Source organism: Desulfosporosinus burensis, assembly GCF_054657535.1.
This window is the reverse complement of record NZ_BAAHYN010000018.1, coordinates 41,498-57,804: the sequence shown is the minus strand read 5'-3', so window position 1 is coordinate 57,804 and position 16,307 is coordinate 41,498. Positions and strand designations below refer to the sequence as shown.

General features: G+C 45.0%; 17 protein-coding genes. All 17 read right to left on the bottom strand.

The annotated features are described in order from the left end of the window. Positions 1-52 precede the first annotated feature (52 nt). The 17 genes from ACYQ3Q_RS24695 to ACYQ3Q_RS24615 all read right to left on the bottom strand — a co-directional run bounded on the left by ACYQ3Q_RS24695 (position 53) and on the right by ACYQ3Q_RS24615 (position 16,060). The gene (locus tag ACYQ3Q_RS24695; RefSeq protein WP_459931129.1) at positions 53-1,354 is read right to left on the bottom strand and encodes a pyrimidine-nucleoside phosphorylase; all 1,302 of its coding nucleotides are present in this window, start codon (positions 1,352-1,354) and stop codon (positions 53-55) included. 159 nt (positions 1,355-1,513) lie between these two features. Beyond that, a complete protein-coding gene (locus ACYQ3Q_RS24690; protein WP_459931100.1) occupies positions 1,514-2,344 on the bottom strand; it encodes a purine-nucleoside phosphorylase in 831 nt (276 codons plus the stop codon). A 3-nt stretch (positions 2,345-2,347) separates the two neighbouring features. Then, positions 2,348-3,523, bottom strand: coding sequence for a phosphopentomutase (locus ACYQ3Q_RS24685; protein ID WP_459931099.1), 1,176 nt, complete (start codon positions 3,521-3,523; stop codon positions 2,348-2,350). Positions 3,524-3,547: 24 nt separating this feature from the next. Then, positions 3,548-4,444, bottom strand: coding sequence for a site-specific tyrosine recombinase XerD (xerD, locus tag ACYQ3Q_RS24680; RefSeq protein WP_459931128.1), 897 nt, complete (start codon positions 4,442-4,444; stop codon positions 3,548-3,550). A gap of 128 nt (positions 4,445-4,572) precedes the next feature. Then, positions 4,573-4,791, bottom strand: coding sequence for a hypothetical protein (locus tag ACYQ3Q_RS24675; protein ID WP_459931098.1), 219 nt, complete (start codon positions 4,789-4,791; stop codon positions 4,573-4,575). 122 nt (positions 4,792-4,913) lie between these two features. After that, positions 4,914-5,228, bottom strand: coding sequence for a hypothetical protein (locus ACYQ3Q_RS24670; RefSeq protein ID WP_459931097.1), 315 nt, complete (start codon positions 5,226-5,228; stop codon positions 4,914-4,916). A 291-nt stretch (positions 5,229-5,519) separates the two neighbouring features. Continuing rightward, positions 5,520-6,635, bottom strand: coding sequence for an alanine dehydrogenase (ald, locus tag ACYQ3Q_RS24665; protein WP_459931096.1), 1,116 nt, complete (start codon positions 6,633-6,635; stop codon positions 5,520-5,522). A gap of 114 nt (positions 6,636-6,749) precedes the next feature. Continuing rightward, on the bottom strand, positions 6,750-7,349 hold the full coding sequence (locus tag ACYQ3Q_RS24660; protein ID WP_459931095.1) for a stage II sporulation protein M: 600 nt from the start codon (positions 7,347-7,349) through the stop codon (positions 6,750-6,752). Between the two features lie 44 nt (positions 7,350-7,393). Then, entirely contained in the window at positions 7,394-7,543 is a 150-nt protein-coding gene (locus ACYQ3Q_RS24655) for a hypothetical protein (RefSeq protein WP_459931094.1), read from the bottom strand. A gap of 97 nt (positions 7,544-7,640) precedes the next feature. Continuing rightward, positions 7,641-8,177 (bottom strand): NUDIX hydrolase, encoded by a 537-nt coding sequence (locus ACYQ3Q_RS24650; RefSeq protein ID WP_459931093.1) that lies wholly within the window; start codon positions 8,175-8,177, stop codon positions 7,641-7,643. 179 nt (positions 8,178-8,356) lie between these two features. After that, complete coding sequence (locus ACYQ3Q_RS24645; RefSeq protein ID WP_459931092.1) at positions 8,357-8,911, bottom strand: 2-oxoacid:ferredoxin oxidoreductase subunit gamma family protein; 555 nt, start codon at positions 8,909-8,911, stop codon at positions 8,357-8,359. Next, positions 8,911-9,660 (bottom strand): thiamine pyrophosphate-dependent enzyme, encoded by a 750-nt coding sequence (locus ACYQ3Q_RS24640; protein WP_459931091.1) that lies wholly within the window; start codon positions 9,658-9,660, stop codon positions 8,911-8,913. The genes ACYQ3Q_RS24645 and ACYQ3Q_RS24640 overlap by 1 nt, the downstream gene beginning before the upstream one ends. Further along, complete coding sequence (locus ACYQ3Q_RS24635; protein ID WP_459931090.1) at positions 9,657-10,730, bottom strand: 3-methyl-2-oxobutanoate dehydrogenase subunit VorB; 1,074 nt, start codon at positions 10,728-10,730, stop codon at positions 9,657-9,659. The genes ACYQ3Q_RS24640 and ACYQ3Q_RS24635 overlap by 4 nt, the downstream gene beginning before the upstream one ends. Then, complete coding sequence (locus ACYQ3Q_RS24630) at positions 10,730-10,945, bottom strand: 4Fe-4S dicluster domain-containing protein (protein WP_459931089.1); 216 nt, start codon at positions 10,943-10,945, stop codon at positions 10,730-10,732. The genes ACYQ3Q_RS24635 and ACYQ3Q_RS24630 overlap by 1 nt, the downstream gene beginning before the upstream one ends. Before the next feature lie 28 nt (positions 10,946-10,973). Next, complete coding sequence (locus ACYQ3Q_RS24625; RefSeq protein WP_459931088.1) at positions 10,974-12,041, bottom strand: Glu/Leu/Phe/Val family dehydrogenase; 1,068 nt, start codon at positions 12,039-12,041, stop codon at positions 10,974-10,976. Between the two features lie 291 nt (positions 12,042-12,332). Then, a complete protein-coding gene (locus tag ACYQ3Q_RS24620) occupies positions 12,333-14,063 on the bottom strand; it encodes a sigma 54-interacting transcriptional regulator (protein ID WP_459931087.1) in 1,731 nt (576 codons plus the stop codon). Between the two features lie 203 nt (positions 14,064-14,266). Further along, positions 14,267-16,060, bottom strand: a complete 1,794-nt coding sequence (locus tag ACYQ3Q_RS24615; protein ID WP_459931086.1) for a methyl-accepting chemotaxis protein — start codon at positions 16,058-16,060, stop codon at positions 14,267-14,269. Positions 16,061-16,307 lie beyond the last annotated feature (247 nt).

The following is a 16,307-nucleotide window of genomic DNA, read 5'->3' as shown; positions in this document are numbered from 1 at the left end:
CACTCATACTATGCATACGTGAAGAGGGGGATTTTATGAATACCTTATCGGTTTACTGAATTACTTCCTCGATTAAAGGAGGCAAATCAGGGGCTTGACTCCCAACTGAAACTAAGCGATTAGCGAACTCAAGTCCCTCTGCCAACGTTGCCTGAGAACTGCCATAGAGTTGCAAGATGGGTTCTCCAGCTTCAACCCACTCGCCTGCTTTTTTTTCAAGGATAACCCCTGTCCCTAAATCTATTGGACTTTCTTTAGTAACTCGTCCTGCCCCAAGGGTCATAGCCAAGATCCCAATTTTATGCGCATCAAACGCTTGTACATAGCCTGATTCATGGGCAAGAATCGGCAGATTCCACGAGGCAACTATTAGACGACGATCTGCTACCACTTGCGCATCTCCTCCCTGCTCTAATAGAAACGACAAGAATTTATTCCATGCGGCTCCATTGATCAGGCTGGCACGCAATTTTTCCTTCCCAGCCTCAACGTTCGTTACGACCTGTCCAGCCACAAGCATCCAGGCCCCCAGTTCTAAACTTACCTCCATTAAATCGTCAGGACCTTTTCCTTGAAGTGCGTCCGCCACTTCAAGAATCTCAAGGCTATTTCCCACGGCTCGCCCTAAGGGTTGATTCATATTACTCAAGACCGCAATCGTCTGACGGCCAAGTTGTTTTCCTATGCCCACCATGGTCTTAGCCAGCACCCTAGCCTCATCAAGAGTTTTCATAAAGGCACCTGAGCCATACTTTACATCTAGGACGATTCCTTGCGCTCCAGCTGCGATCTTCTTGCTCATAACCGAAGAGGCAATCAAGGGAACGGAACTTACGGTCGCCGTGACATCCCTAAGTGCATAAAGCTTTTTATCGGCAGGGACGAGATTCCCCGATTGAGCAATAACGGATAACCCGATTTTCTTCACTTGTGCCAGAAATTCCTCCCGAGTAAGTTCGACCCTGAAGCCCGGCACCGCGGATAGCTTATCAATAGTTCCTCCGGTATGCCCTAAACCTCTCCCCGACATTTTCGCCACAGGTACTCCGCAGGCTGCAACCATAGGCCCCAGGAGTAAGGTTGTCTTGTCCCCCACCCCTCCTGTACTGTGTTTATCGACAAATCGTCCTCCAAGTGAGGATAGATCCAGTTGATCTCCACTCTGCGCCATCGCCATGGTTAGGTCTGCTGTTTCTTCGAGCGACATCCCCCGGAAATAAACTGCCATAGCCCAAGCAGACATTTGATACTCCGGAATGATCCCTTGGACATAACCCTCAATAATAAAGCCGATTTCTCCCCTAGAAAGGATTTCCCCCTCCCGTTTCTTTTCAATCAGGTCCACCATACGCATCATGAATCACTCTCTCTATATCAATTCACAGTTTACAAATTAACAATTAAGGCAAATGCTTTAACCTATCTTAACTCGCTTTTCCAACTTTTAACGTTCTAAACTGCTAGAAAGTTCAACTCTCAACTAGAGAGTATGACTTACGTCGAGAGATTACTCCTAAAGTTCCTTTACCAACCCTCGAACAAAACTTATAAACTGCTTCGTAACCCGTTCTGCAGTTTCCATAACTTCTGCATGATTAAGTTTTTGGGGTAAGATTCCAGCCGCCATATTGGTCACGCAGGAGATACCTAAAACTTGCATTCCCCCGTGGTTCGCGACCAGCACTTCTGGTACGGTGCTCATACCAACCATATCAGCACCAACCGTTCGTAAGAAACGGATCTCAGCAGGAGTTTCATAATTCGGGCCGCTCATCGCCGCATAAACTCCTTCCTGAGGGCGTATTTCATAGTTTGGCATCATGGCTAATGCCTTTTGACGCCATTCCAAATTATACCCTTCGCTGAGGTCCGGAAAACGTGGTCCTAAACTCGATAAATTTGCTCCCCGTAACGGATTGTCACCCATCATATTGATATGGTCTTTAATCAGAATAAGGTCACCAGGACGAAATTCAGGATTTATTCCGCCAGCGGCATTGGTAACAATCAGACCCTTGACGCCTAGTCCTTGCATAACCCGAATCGGGAAGGTTACCTCTTGCATGGCGTATCCTTCATAATAGTGAAAGCGTCCTTGCATGACGACAACCGGTCGACCATCAACTTTTCCAAAGACCCATTGTCCAGCATGCCCTTCTACCGTTGAGACCGGAAAATGAGGAATTTTATGATAAGGGATTACGACTTTCTCTTCGACCAGGTCAGCAAAAGAGCCTAACCCTGAACCCAAGATTATTCCAAGTTCAGGTGACACCCCTACCTGATTCTGAAGATAATGTCGAGCTTCTTCTAATTTAGCATTCTGTTCCAATTCCGAGATCATTTCTCATACCCCCTTAATATCAGTGTAAAAACTTTTTCCATGGACTATTTGCTCAGTCCCCAAATATTCAGCGACAGTCGCCCCTAAATCCGCAAAGGAAGAGCGCACTCCAAGGTTCACGCCCTTATTCAGATTTTGCCCATAAACAAGCAAAGGCACATATTCCCGAGTATGATCCGTACCTCGGATGGTCGGATCACAGCCATGATCGGCCGTAATAATCAGCATATCTTCTGGTCGCAAGGCAACGTAGATCTCCGGCAAGCGAGTATCAAACTCTTCTAACGCCCTCGCATACCCTTCAACATCATTGCGGTGCCCATATATCATATCGAAATCAACCAGGTTGCTCATGATCAAACCCGCTTTTACTTTTGCCATATAAGCTAAGGTCTTATCAACACTTTCCATATTCCCTTTGGAGGTTACGTAGTCGGTCACACCCCGTCCCGCATAAATATCCTTGATTTTCCCCACCGCACAGACCTCAAGTCCTTGTTCTTCTACATATTCCAATAAAATTTTATGAGGGGGTACCATCGCAAAATCATGTCGGTTTGGAGTGCGATAATAATTGCCGACATTACCAAGAAATGGCCGGGCAATTACGCGTCCTACTTGCATTTCACCAATCAACATTGTGCGGGCAATCTCACAGATACGCATAAGTTCCGCCAGTGGGATTACCTCTTCATGAGCGGCCACTTGGAAAACTGAGTCTGCGGAAGTATAAACGATCGGTTTTCCTGTCCGTACATGCTCTTCACCGAGGCGCTGGATAATCTCAGTTCCAGAGGCGACTTCGTTGCTTAATACCTCTCTTCCAATCGCTGACTCATAGCGTTGAATAAACTCTTTAGGAAAGCCCTGCGGAAAGGTTGGCAGTGCCCTCTCCAAAATGATCCCAGCCATTTCCCAATGCCCAGTCGTAGTATCCTTACCAATAGACTTCTCCGCCATTTTTCCATAGCTAGCTTCTGGATCGAGAATAGCCGGAACTCCGATGATAGGCTCAATATTACCCAAACCGAGTTTTTGAAGATGCGGAAGATTAAGTCCCCCCCGCAGACGAGCAGTATTCCCTAAGGTATGGCTCCCAGTGTCTCCGTAGTCTCCTGCATCAGGCATTTCTCCGATCCCAACGCTATCTAAGACAATAATGATGACTCTTCGTGACATGTTCTTGCTTCACTTCCTTGTCTATCAATCCGCTCGTGGATGTGCCTTTCTAAAGACATCCAATATGCGATTTCGTGTCAGATGCGTATAAATCTGAGTCGTTGCAATGTCCGCATGCCCCAGCATTTCTTGCACAGAACGCAAGTCAGCCCCATTATCCAGAAGATGGGTTGCAAAGCTGTGACGAAACATATGAGGGGAAATCGATTGCTCTAGATTATGAGTTTGTCCCCACTTCTTTAGAATATGAACCACTCCTTGACGAGTGAGAGGCTGACCATGGACATTCAAAAACAGGATATCGGTTTTTCGCTTGCGACTCAATCGCCCTCTTGGACCATCTAAATATCGTGCCACATCCTGCATGGCTTGTTCTCCTAACGGCACAATTCGCTCCTTACTTCCTTTACCAATACAGCGAACATATCCGACGTCCAACGATACATCCGCTAAACGCAACCCGATCAGTTCAGATACACGAAGACCACTACTATAGAGAACTTCCAGCATCGCTAGATTGCGCAGATTAAGGTCTGTTTCCTCTCCTGCTCTTAATAGGTTGTCCATAGTCATTTCCGATAACACCTTCGGAAGGGGCTGATTTAACTTGGGGGTCACTAAATAGGAACTTGGATTATCATTCCGATGTCCTTCCTCTTGCAAGAACGCAAAAAAACCTCTCAGGGTTGCATTGCAGCGAGCAATCGTTCGAGGTGCCTTGCCATTTTCTTTGGCTTTGAGATGAAATAAAAACAGGTCATTACCATCACAGTGCCTTACTTCTGTTCCCCTCTGTTTTAGAAAACTTAAAAGTAAGCGTAAATCCCGCTCATAAGCCTGCCTCGTGTTCTCTGAAAGTCCCCGCTCAACATGCAGGAAGGTTAGGTACTGTCTAATAAGTTGTTCCTCGGAGGCTACCATATTTTCCCCTTTCTTATAGGTCAAAAAGTTCCTCTACGTTTATTACATTCTACACAGAAAGGGGATTTCCTTGTACTAGTAGGCTTGGCACAAGCCAAGTTTTTATATACTAGTCAGAAAGTATAACTTTACTCAACCTTTATCCAATTTGTGTGTCGTTCGCCTTTAAGGGGTGCCTGCACTCGCAGAGGATTGCCGAAGGGTTTTTGATCATTATGTAAGAGCGAAGACATCCAACTATTACAGACCGCAGCTAACTTGGGAAGCAGCACGGCTAGTAAAATAAGGAGGATAAAAACCCTGCCTAGATACAGAAAAAAATCACTCCAGCGTTTCGTTGGTAGCATTAAACTCCCCCCTATCTCTTAAACCTATGCATCCTCTGATTGTACTTATCCTAAAAAAAGAAAGGACTGGTTATTCTTTTAACCGGTCCTGAACGTAAAAATAATGGTAATTCCTTTTAAGTTTAGAAGCTTCTTTGGGGAAGATCATAACGAGGGTCAAATGGCTGGGGAATACCCATCTGGCGTTCTAAGCGCTGCAGCCATGCAGGTTCAAATTGCTCTTCAAAAAGTTCCCACCAAAGCGGTTCCTGTCCAGGTAAAAAGCCCATGCGTTTTTCCATTCTTTGGAGCCACCGTGGTTCAAATTGTTCTTCAAATCGTTCCCACCAAGCGGGCTCATAGCCGCCCGTGTAGTTGATTGGATACCAGCGCACTTGATGCGGGTAATGACCATATATGGGAACGAAAGTCGTTTGTTTCTGATGCAATACACTCACTCCTTACCAAATCATTTGAAAAATTACCGATGTTTTTCTATAATACCATTATATTCCTATTAAATATCTTCGAAAGTTGGCCCTCCCTGAGGACTTCCTATTCTTAACGAAAAAACGAGTGGAACCCATCAACGGATTCCACTCGACGTTATATAACATAGACTTTATCATAATAATCTAAAACAATTTTGTAGTACAGTAAAGTTAAAGAAACCTTGCCCAATGACTAAGTGCTATTCGAATCTCGAATCTTGGATCTCGAACCTCAAACCTCGTTTTAGGAACTCAGCTTTAAAGTAAAGCCTCCTCCAGAGGAGTGTACATAATGTTCAAGGCTTCGGCAATTGCTTTATAGGCTAATTTGCCGTTAACAACGTTAACCCCTTTACGCAGGGAACGATTTTCCTGAATCGCTTTGAAATAACCTTTATTGGCGATCTCCAGAGCATAACCCAACGTCACATTGGTCAAGGCAAAGGTAGACGTTCTGGCAACTGCTCCCGCAATATTGGGAACTGCGTAATGAATAACCCCATATTTAATATAGGTGGGATCACTATGCGTTGTAACACGGTCAATTGTGGCAATACTACCGCCTTGGTCGATTGCAACATCCACAATCACACTTCCAGGAGACATTGCTTTCACCATGTCCTCGGTTACTAAATGTGGCGCACGGGCACCTGGGATAAGTACGGCCCCAACTAACAAATCTGCTTTTGCTACGCTGTTAGCAATATTAAAGGGATTTGAGGCCAGTGTTCTTACTCGACCGTTAAACATTTCATCAATCTCTCTGAGCCGCTGGGTGCTTTGTTCAACAATCGTAACTCCTGCACCTAAGCCGATGGCCATCCGAGCAGCGTTTGTCCCAACAATTCCGCCACCGATAATAGTTACGTTAGCAGGAGTTACCCCAGGGACTCCACCCAGCAAAACGCCTTTTCCTCCAAAGGGCTTTTCGAGTAACTGCGCCCCGATTTGAATCGCCATGCGGCCAGCAACTTCGCTCATCGGGATCAGTAAAGGCAGCGAACCATTATCTAATTGGATCGTTTCATAGGCTATGGCCACCACTTCTTTATCCATAAGTACTTTAGTCAATTCTGGTTCTTTTGCCAAGTGCAAGTAAGTAAATAGAATTTGTCCAGGTTTAAAATAGTCGTATTCGATCGCTACAGGTTCTTTAACCTTGATGATCATGTCAGCATTCCAAACGTCAACGGCCGAATCAGAGATCTGAGCACCCGCATCGATATACTGTTGATCGGTGATACCACTGCCTTCACCCGCAGATTTTTGCACAACCACTTGATGCCCTGTCAAAGTAAAAGCATAGACTCCCGCAGGAGTAATAGCCACGCGACTTTCATTGTTTTTAAGCTCTTTCGGTACTCCAATCAGCATAACTTAACCTCCATCTCAATCATTAGGACTTGCATATAATTATAATTCAACTATTGTGCCGTTAGCAAGCAGTTTATAAAGTTGCTTATCTTCAATATAACCCGAAATCAAGTCTTACAGTCTCAATAAACGCAGGCCAAGGATCGAAAAATAGCCTTGTGCCACGCCAACCGCAACCGCTCCAATAGAAACAAAGGCTGCTGCCGCAGTATAATAAAGAAATTCTCTGCGTAAAGATTCCCCTCTGGCTTTACCCCTGAGTAACAAAAATGAGAAAATAGTTGCTAATCCAGCACCAAGGAGCAGCAACGGAATAGCAAAAATAGTTGGCACAAGGACCGTCGTAAGAATTAGAGCGATTCCAAGCGTTCCTTTCACTCCAATAATAAAGCTCACCGTGAAGCCAAGAATAAATCCCCGTGTAAAAACAATTAGATAGATTAAGGGTGCCCCGATGATCGTAAGTCCTAAGATCCAAATTCCAGCCATCATGATAAACATATCTCGAGCGAGTTGCCCTAGGAAAGTAGGATCAAAAGCTGTCGGTTGGCTTTTTAAAAGCATGTCCAAAAATTTACCAAGCTGAGAGCTTTCAGACACTCCTAAGGCACTGACACCGACCGCCCCAAACACCACACCTGCAAGATAGACACTCGAAAGTGTGAGATAAATGACCCAATATTGACGAATGTGTTCACCGAGTTGTTTCCACATCCTCCGCACCCCTTCCCAAACCCTTCTATGGAAGTTTATTCCACTCAAGGGGAAAGTATGTCCACAACTCTGCCAAAAACACCTCCGCCTCCTGCTTCAATTGTTAAGTCACCCCGACGTGCTTTTATAATCCAGACTGCAACTTTTTCTCCTGCAACGCGCACTAAATCTGTAGCGTTTACATGATGAAGCACGGCCATTTCTGTACCAAAAGCCTTGTTTTAGCCCCAGTAATTTTCACATAGTTTCCGTCTAAACTTTGCCCAATGTGTACATGCAAATCTGCGAATATCATCTTATTCGCCCCTGAACCAGTAAAATTCCCAGCATTGTTTTAGCGTCATTAAACTTATTCTGTTGAGCCTTTAGGACGGCTTCATCCCAAGGAATTCTCTCGACCCCTAAGAATTCGTCGTCATCCGGTTTGAGCGGATCCCAGACTAAATCCACAGCTAGAAAAAGATGGATCACCTCGTCCGTGAAGCCTGGTGTGGTATAAAAGCTACTGATCGGTTCCAAGGTTCCTCGATAGCCAGTTTCTTCGCGAAGTTCTCGTTGAGCACAATCCAGGGGGAGTTCCAGTAGATCGAGTTTACCTGCCGGAATTTCAAGGGTTTCTTGACCTACGGCATAACGGTATTGACGAACCATGAGCAGGTGCTGATCCTGCAAAGCAACAATTCCTACCGCTCCAGGGTGTCTAACGACTTCACGGGACGTCTCCAATCCATTGGGCAAACGCACAATATCTCGTTCTAAACGAAGCAGACGCCCTTCAAAAACAACTTTGCCCTCGATACGTTCTTCCCGTCGATCGTGTTCTTCCAATACGTTTACCTCTTTCCTTAATCTATCTCTAATCAATATCTTACCCCATACTCTTATCAAGATTCAAGAAAAGTCCTAGAGAACCTTGATAACCAAAGCACAGAAAAAAGCAGTTCGTTAAAAAACGACACTGCTTTACTACTTGAGCTAATACAATACTAAATGATGCTCGCAGGTAGTTAAATCATTCTTGCTCTTTTAGCTAACTCCACCCCTGTCTCAAGGGCCTGACGGTTAAGTGGGATGAGATTATGTCTATACTCCGGCAGGACTTTCTTCAAAGCCCCAATCACAGATTCGATGGTTACTGTACGAGTTAACTCAACAAACGCGCCGAGAATAATCATATTGGAAACTCTCGTATTTCCTAATTTTTCATTAGCGAGTTCTGAGGCCGAGATTTTTAAAACTTGAAGATCTTGGCGCTGAGACTCTATATCGATCAGTGATGAGTTAATGAGTAACCGTCCTCCTGGTTTAACATCCTGTTCAAACTTCTCTAGGGAGGGGCGATTCAGGACTATCAGCGTATCCGGTTCGGTAATGATCGGAGAGCTTACTTCATCATCTGAGATTGTGACAGAACAGTTGGCAGTGCCTCCACGCATTTCCGGGCCGTAGGAAGGGATCCAACTTACATGTTTTTCTTCGACGAGGCCCGCATAAGCAAGCAGCTGTCCCATGGACATGACCCCTTGTCCTCCAAAGCCAGCCAAGATAATTTCTTGCAACATTAGACCTTCACCTCTTCCAGCTGTTTTTTGACTCCGAGTGGATAAACAGGAATCATATTATCAACTAACCATTGTAACGATTCTTTGGGCGTATACCCCCAGTTCGTAGGACAGGTTGATAAAATTTCAACGAGTGCAAACCCGATACCAGCCATTTGATATTCAAATGCCGTCTTGATGGCTTTTTTAGCTTTGGAAACTTCTTGGGGGTTGTGCACAGACACCCGAGCAATATAAGCTGCCCCATCTATAGTAGCGAGCATTTCTGATACTCTCAGAGGATATCCTTGGGGAGCAGCATCTCTTCCTTGGGGAGAAGTCATGCTTACCTGGTTCAGAAGCGTCGTAGGGGCCATTTGCCCACCGGTCATCCCATATATGGCATTATTGACGAAAATTGTTGTGATTTTTTCACCACGGGCCGCGGCATGCACAATTTCTGCCGTACCAATGGCAGCTAGATCCCCATCCCCTTGATACGTAAAAACAACCTTTTGGGGATGGACTCGTTTGATTCCCGTGGCGACAGCCGGCGCCCTACCATGGGCAGCTTGTTGCATATCAAGATTAAAGTAATTATAGGCTAAGACTGAGCATCCCACCGGTGTTACGCCGATAGTATCTTCTCTTACACCTAGCTCATCAATCACTTCAGCCACTAGGCGGTGAATAATGCCATGTGTACAGCCGGGGCAATAGTGGGTCTTGGCCGAAGTTAAGGCTTCAGGTCGTTCAAAAACAGTGATCATGCGTTTCCAGCCTCCTCTCCGCTACTGACCCAACGTTTAACTTCTTCAAGAACTGCGCGAGCAGTAGGAACCATGCCTCCGACTCGTCCATATAAGTGGACTGGGATTTTGAACTCCAAGTTATAGCGAACGTCTTCCACAAGTTGCCCCATGCTCATCTCAACTGTGAGAACATGTTTGGCTTGCCGACAGGCCTCCTGCAGGGCATCTTTCGGGAAGGGAAATAAGGAAATCGGTCGGAATAGCCCCGCCTTAATTCCAAGTGCTCTTGCTTGATCCACAACCGCTTTAGCGATCCTAGCTGAAGTGCCATAACCGACTAAAATCAGCTCCGCGTCGTCCGTTTGATAGTTTTCCCAGAGCACTTCTTTAGCCATACTCTCAAATTTTCGTTGGAGATGCAGGTTGTGCTTTTCGAGTTCTACAGGATCAAGAAATAATGAGTTAATCAGATTGGGTTTTCGCCCCTTGGCACCTGTGGTTGCCCATGGTTTCTCCGATTTGGAAATTTCTATTTTTTCTGCCGATAATTCGACCGTTTCCATCATTTGCCCGAGAATACCGTCTCCTAAGATCATGACAGGGTTACGGTATTCGTCAGCTAGGTCAAAGGCTTTCCCGATTAGATCGACCATTTCTTGAACGGTGGCCGGAGCAAGTACAAGCACTTTATAATCTCCATGCCCACCCCCTTTGACTGCCTGGAAATAGTCGGATTGGGCAGGCTGAATACCGCCAAGCCCAGGCCCCCCCCGTTGCATGTTTACAATCACACACGGGAGCTCCGCGCAAGCTATATAGGAGATTCCTTCTTGTTTAAGGCTGATACCCGGGCCTGATGAGGAGGTCATTACCCGTGCTCCTGCCCCCGCTGCCCCGTAAACCATATTAATCGCTGCAATTTCAGACTCCGCCTGCACAAATACCCCGCCGACTTCTGGAAGGTGTCTCGCTAGATACTGCGGAATTTCATTTTGCGGGGTAATGGGATACCCGAAGAAATAACGGCAGCCGGCGCGAATCGCAGCTTCTGCTAAGGCCTCATTGCCTTTCATAAGTACCTTTGCCATTACATTTTCTCCTCCTTTCGGACCGTGATTGCGACATCCGGACACATTCTGGCACAAAAGCCACAAGAAATGCACTCTTCTTGTTTTAGCACGGTGGCAGGATGAAAGCCCATGGCATTCAAATAATCGGCCATGATCACAATGTTTTTTGGGCAAGCCTCCGCACAGAGCTCACATCCTTTACAGCGGTCTTCATCGAACTCAACTTTTAGCATAAAAGCTCCTCCTTGTCTGTGAAAATAACTAGCCTAAGTAGTTCGAACGAATTCGTCCCATCCTCTCAATGCGCTGTTCAGCCATACGATCCGCAGCAATATAAGTGGGTATTTTATACTCTTTGGCAATTTTAAGGACTTTTGCGACATTGTCATAAACCATTTCAACTTTTTTCAGGGCACGCTCATAATTATAGCCTTCTAACTCATCTGCTACATTGATAACGCCGCCACAATTAATAACATAGTCAGGCGCATAAAGAATACCAAGTTCATGCAGCTTATCTCCGTGGTGTTCTTCTTTCAGCACATTATTAGCAGCCCCCGCAATGATTGAGAATTTAAATTGAGGAATTGTCTCATCATTAACCACTGCCCCCATGGCACAGGGCGCAAAGATATCTGCTTCAACACCAAAGATTTCAGCAGGGCGAACCGCGGTCGCTCCCATTTCGTCTACCACACGCTTAATGAGATCATCCTGGATATCTGTGACGATAAGTTTGGCACCCTCTCCGTGCAAGTGTTTTGCCAAATAATAGCCGACATGCCCTAGCCCTTGAATGGCAATTGTCTTCCCCGTCAAAGAGTCACTTCCGTAGGCTTCCATAGCAGCAGCTTTCATTCCCCGCCATACTCCACGCGCTGTCATCGGAGAAGGATCTCCGGAAGCGCCATAAGAAGAGGATACTCCTGTCACAAAATCGGTCTCTAAATGTACCCAATCCATATCTTGTACTGTGGTACCTACATCTTCAGCGGTGATATAACGTCCATTCAGAGATTGAACATAACGGCCAAAGGCTCGAAACAATTCTTCATTTTTTTGAGTATGAGAATCCCCAATAATCACGGTTTTCCCACCGCCAAGATTTAAACCTGCGGCAGCATTTTTATAGGTCATTCCTCGAGCAAGCCTTAGGGCATCAAAGATAGCATCCTCTTCACTGGCATAATTCCACATCCGTGTTCCACCTAGGGCCGGTCCTAACGTTGTGTCATGAATGCAAATAATAGCTTTTAACCCTGACGTCTGATCTTGACAAATAACAAGCTGTTCGTAATCATACTTCTGCAAATATTCAAATATTTTCATTTTAGATTCCCCCACTTCCTCTTGGCACTTAGTTAAATGCAATAAGAGTGCCAGGGTTTTAAAATTGGCTCAAATTATTAACCACCCATCTCTGATCTTTAGAATTATCAGAATTCAGGCGCATCTATTTTAAGAAGCCAGCTAGGCAACTATTACAACAGCTATGAGCCCTTACTTAAGCAGTTTGTTTATAATGCAAAAAAATTCATGACTTGCAATAATATGCAGGCAATAAATTGCATGCGAAGGATTGCAAGTCATGATTTCGTTCAACTAATTGTAAGTTTTCTTTTAAATAAGGGCATGTCGCTCAAGTTTATAGTAGAAATTGCGTATGGACATTTTCAGTTCCTTGGCTGCCTTTGTTTTATTACCTCCATTTTTTTGGAGCGTTACTAAGAGTATGGCGCGTTCCCATTGCCGTTGCATTCCTTCAAATCCACCTTCCTCTTGCGTCAAAGAAGATTGCACCGAGTTCACAAAACCCGCCTCTGGATAATTGAGACTCGGCAAGGCTAAAACCGGAAGATGCTGTAATTCCACAACCGTTTCCCCTATGCGCATATTAATAATAGCTCGTCCTAAAATATTTTCTAATTCTCGAACGTTCCCCGGCCAATGATACCCCATCAAAATTTGCAACGCCTCATCACTGACCCTCTCAACACAACGGCCGTAGTCTTGATTAAAACTCCCCAGAAGGTGGTGAACAAGTAAGGGGATATCATCTCTTCGCTGCCTTAAAGGCGGAATAAGGACTGGAATCACGTTTAAACGATAATACAAATCTTCACGAAATTTACCCGCTCCTAATGCCGCTTCTAAATTTGCATTAGTCGCTGTAATAACCCGGACATCTATGTTAAAGGGACGATTATCTCCGACTTTAACAATTTCACGTTCTTGCAATACGCGCAAGAGCTTGGCTTGCAGGTTGAGACTAATCTCTCCGATCTCATCGAGAAAAATAGTACCCCCGTTAGCCTCTTCGAAGAGGCCCGCCTTTCCACCACGTTTGGCTCCTGTAAAAGCCCCTTCAACATAGCCAAACAGCTCACTCTCCAACAGGCCCTCAGCTAATGCTGCGCAATTAACTCGGATAAATTGCCCTTTTTTTCGTTCACTTGAGCGGTGAATGGCATGGGCAAATAGTTCTTTCCCCGTTCCGCTTTCTCCACGCAAGAGGACAGTAGCGGGTGTCACCGCTGCACGCCCCGCTTGTTCGATCGCTGCTTTAAGGGCCTCACTTTCACCAATAATGTCACTAAAGGTATATTTTGCTTCCAAATGGCGAATTAAACGTTTTGCGCTTTCCAACTCTTCCGAGAGTCTATGGATCTCAGAGATATCGTGGAGCACCCCTACAGTTCCCCGCAACTGCCCAGAAACAATGATGGGGGCAACGTTAACAATCACCTCTTTTCGCTTAGGTCCCACTTTCATGAAAACTCCTTTAACCGGAAGACGAGTTTTCAAGACCTGGATATGCATACTTTCTCCTTCTGCAATGTCTACAGTAGGAGGTTTGCCGATGACATCATTTGCAGTGAGGCCTGTCAAGCGTGTGTAGGCAGGGTTAATTAATAATCCAAGACCCTTTTCATCCACCACAGAGATCGCATCCTGAGTGGAATCAATAATTGCAGAAAGTAGAATACGAACCTCCTGTAGCGTGTTTACTTTAGCCCTGAGCTCCTCAAATTCCTCCATATCTTGTAAGAAGGCCACTGCTCCGATGACGCGACCCTGATCGTCATAGTATGGCATCCGACTGGCTATAAACATCTTTGTGCCGATTCGGCTAAAACTATTTAGTTCAATCGTTTCAGAATCGCGGATGTTCGGCAGGGAATCATCCGGTATGAGCTGCCATACATCCTTGCCTAAGATGTCTTGGACGGATAGCTCCAAGAACTTCGCTGCCAGAGGACTACAAATCACTATTTCGTTTAAGAGGTTGATCCCTATGATCGCTTGGTTCTTTTCTTCAGCCATACTCTCTAGCTCGCGACGCGTAAACATCTTTTTTCCCCTTCCAATACAGTTTTTCATTACTGTGCGTAGATTCTCTCTTTAGTGTGCAAAATCCTGCTTAGCAATACTTTGCACACTTTTTACCTCTTTTTAACTTATTGCCCTAATCTAATAACCCCTCAATACCCTGAAACCAGGATATAGAGGGGTTATATGTTTAACCTTACAACATTTTTCTAAACTCAAAGCGGTTAGATTTTAAAACTGGCAATGGCTGATTGCAATGTTTGACCCAGTCCTGCTAAAGAAGCAGCCGAAGCAGCGATCTGCTGGGTTATGGCACTCTGCTCCTCCGTACTGGCTGATGCTTGCTCTGTGGCAGCCGCAGTTTCTTCGGCCACTGCGGAAATGGAAGCTATCGTTTCAGTTATCCCCTTGGCTGAGTTATCAATCTGTTCTGCAGAAGCATTCACGGCCCCAATCTTTTCTACCATTTCACCTACAGAAGCAGAAATTTCACGAAAGATCTGATCTGTCCGGAAGACTGCAGAATTTTGCCCGTCTACAATTTGCCTAGTATTATCCATTTCCCGGGCAGCAACTTCGGCACCTGCTTGGATTTTTTGCAAGATCTCGGCAATTTCACGGGTAGATTGTGCAGAACCTTCAGCTAACTTTCTAACTTCCTCTGCCACAACGGCAAAACCACGCCCGTGTTCACCAGCACGTGCGGCTTCAATAGCAGCATTTAAGGCTAAAAGGTTTGTCTGACCAGCAATCGCGGAGATGGTTTCTAAGATCCGGCCTACCTCATGAGACTGATTAACTAAATCATCAGTAGCCTTGTCCACCTTTTCCGTCGCAGCTAGATTCTCTTTCATTTTATCATTTTGATTCTGAATAGCACTAAAACCATCACCAACAAGAACTTGAGTCTGTTCTGAACTTTTAGCGATTTCTTCAATTCTTTGCCTAATTTCACTAATGGCCTGGGTAATGTTTTCAACCATACTAGCAGCTTCTTGAGCCTGTATTGCTTGTTCATTAGCACCCTCAGCCATATTTTGCACTGTGGATGTTACTTGTTCGACAGACTTCGTTGCCTCCGCGGTCGAGGCACTCATTTCTTGAGCAGATGTAGCAATCTGCCAGGCACTTTCTTTTGATCGTTGAATCAAAGAGCGAAGGTTAGCTTGCATTTGATTGACAGAGTCTACCATCATGCCTATTTCATCCCGGCCATTGATTACTATCTGATCAAACGTAAGATCTCCTTCAGCAACCCTCTCCATTGTTCGCGAAACCTTTGCCAAAGGCTTGGCAATCATTCGTGCTAAAACTAAAGCGACTAGTAGACCCCATACAATACTCACTATGGTTAAAATTAACAGGCTCAATTGGGCTCTTTCGTTCGCTATTTGAGATTGGTTCAAGGCATTTTGGGTAATTCTATCAATTTCCAGACGCATATCATTATTTACAGCTCTGTAGCCATCAGTTGTGGCTCTTGTACTCCCGATTTTCAAACGTGCGCTAACCATATCCCCTAGTTGAACTAAGGTAATTTGCTCAAGAAAATATACTTGTGCCTGCTCAATTAACGGTTGTCCCCGGGTCATTAAAGCGGCTATCTCCGGATGTGACGGCAGGAAGGCAGCTATTTCTTCTAAGTCCTTTTGAATTTGATCTTTTCCTGCATAGTAAGGGGCTAAATAAGAGATATCCCCACTAACGACATATCCCCTTGCTGCTGATTCTTCATTAACTAATTGCGTCAGAAGGTCGTCCGCTAATCTCCCTAAAGGCATCGCATCTTGCGCAATAGCTGCTGTAGCCTTTTCCATTTGCACATTTTGATAGAGAGAAAAAGCTGAGGAAATAATCATCATCAGTAAAACAAGTCCAAAACCTAAAATGAGTTTGCTTTGCAGTTTCAGATCCTTAAGTAAAGCTCGTTTCCTATTGCCTTTATGTACCGATGGCTTAGATTCACTTGCCTTTGAAGTGCCTTCAGTAGGTTCTTTCATCACAGCCGTCCTATCCATCTTTTTTACATCTCCTTAATAAGCCCCTATAACTACCTGAATTGATTCGTCAACACATCATACTGATTGTGACCACTTCGTATTCCTAGCTCGCCCCCTTCTTTCTCATCTAGTGGCAGACTTGGTAGCTATTACTGAATTCGCTCTTGGCGAAAGATCTTTCCCAATATAAGTTTTCATAAAAAACCGAAGGCAGCTCCATAGTCCCTAGGAGCATGATCTCTTTAAAAAAACCAACGCCAAAAAC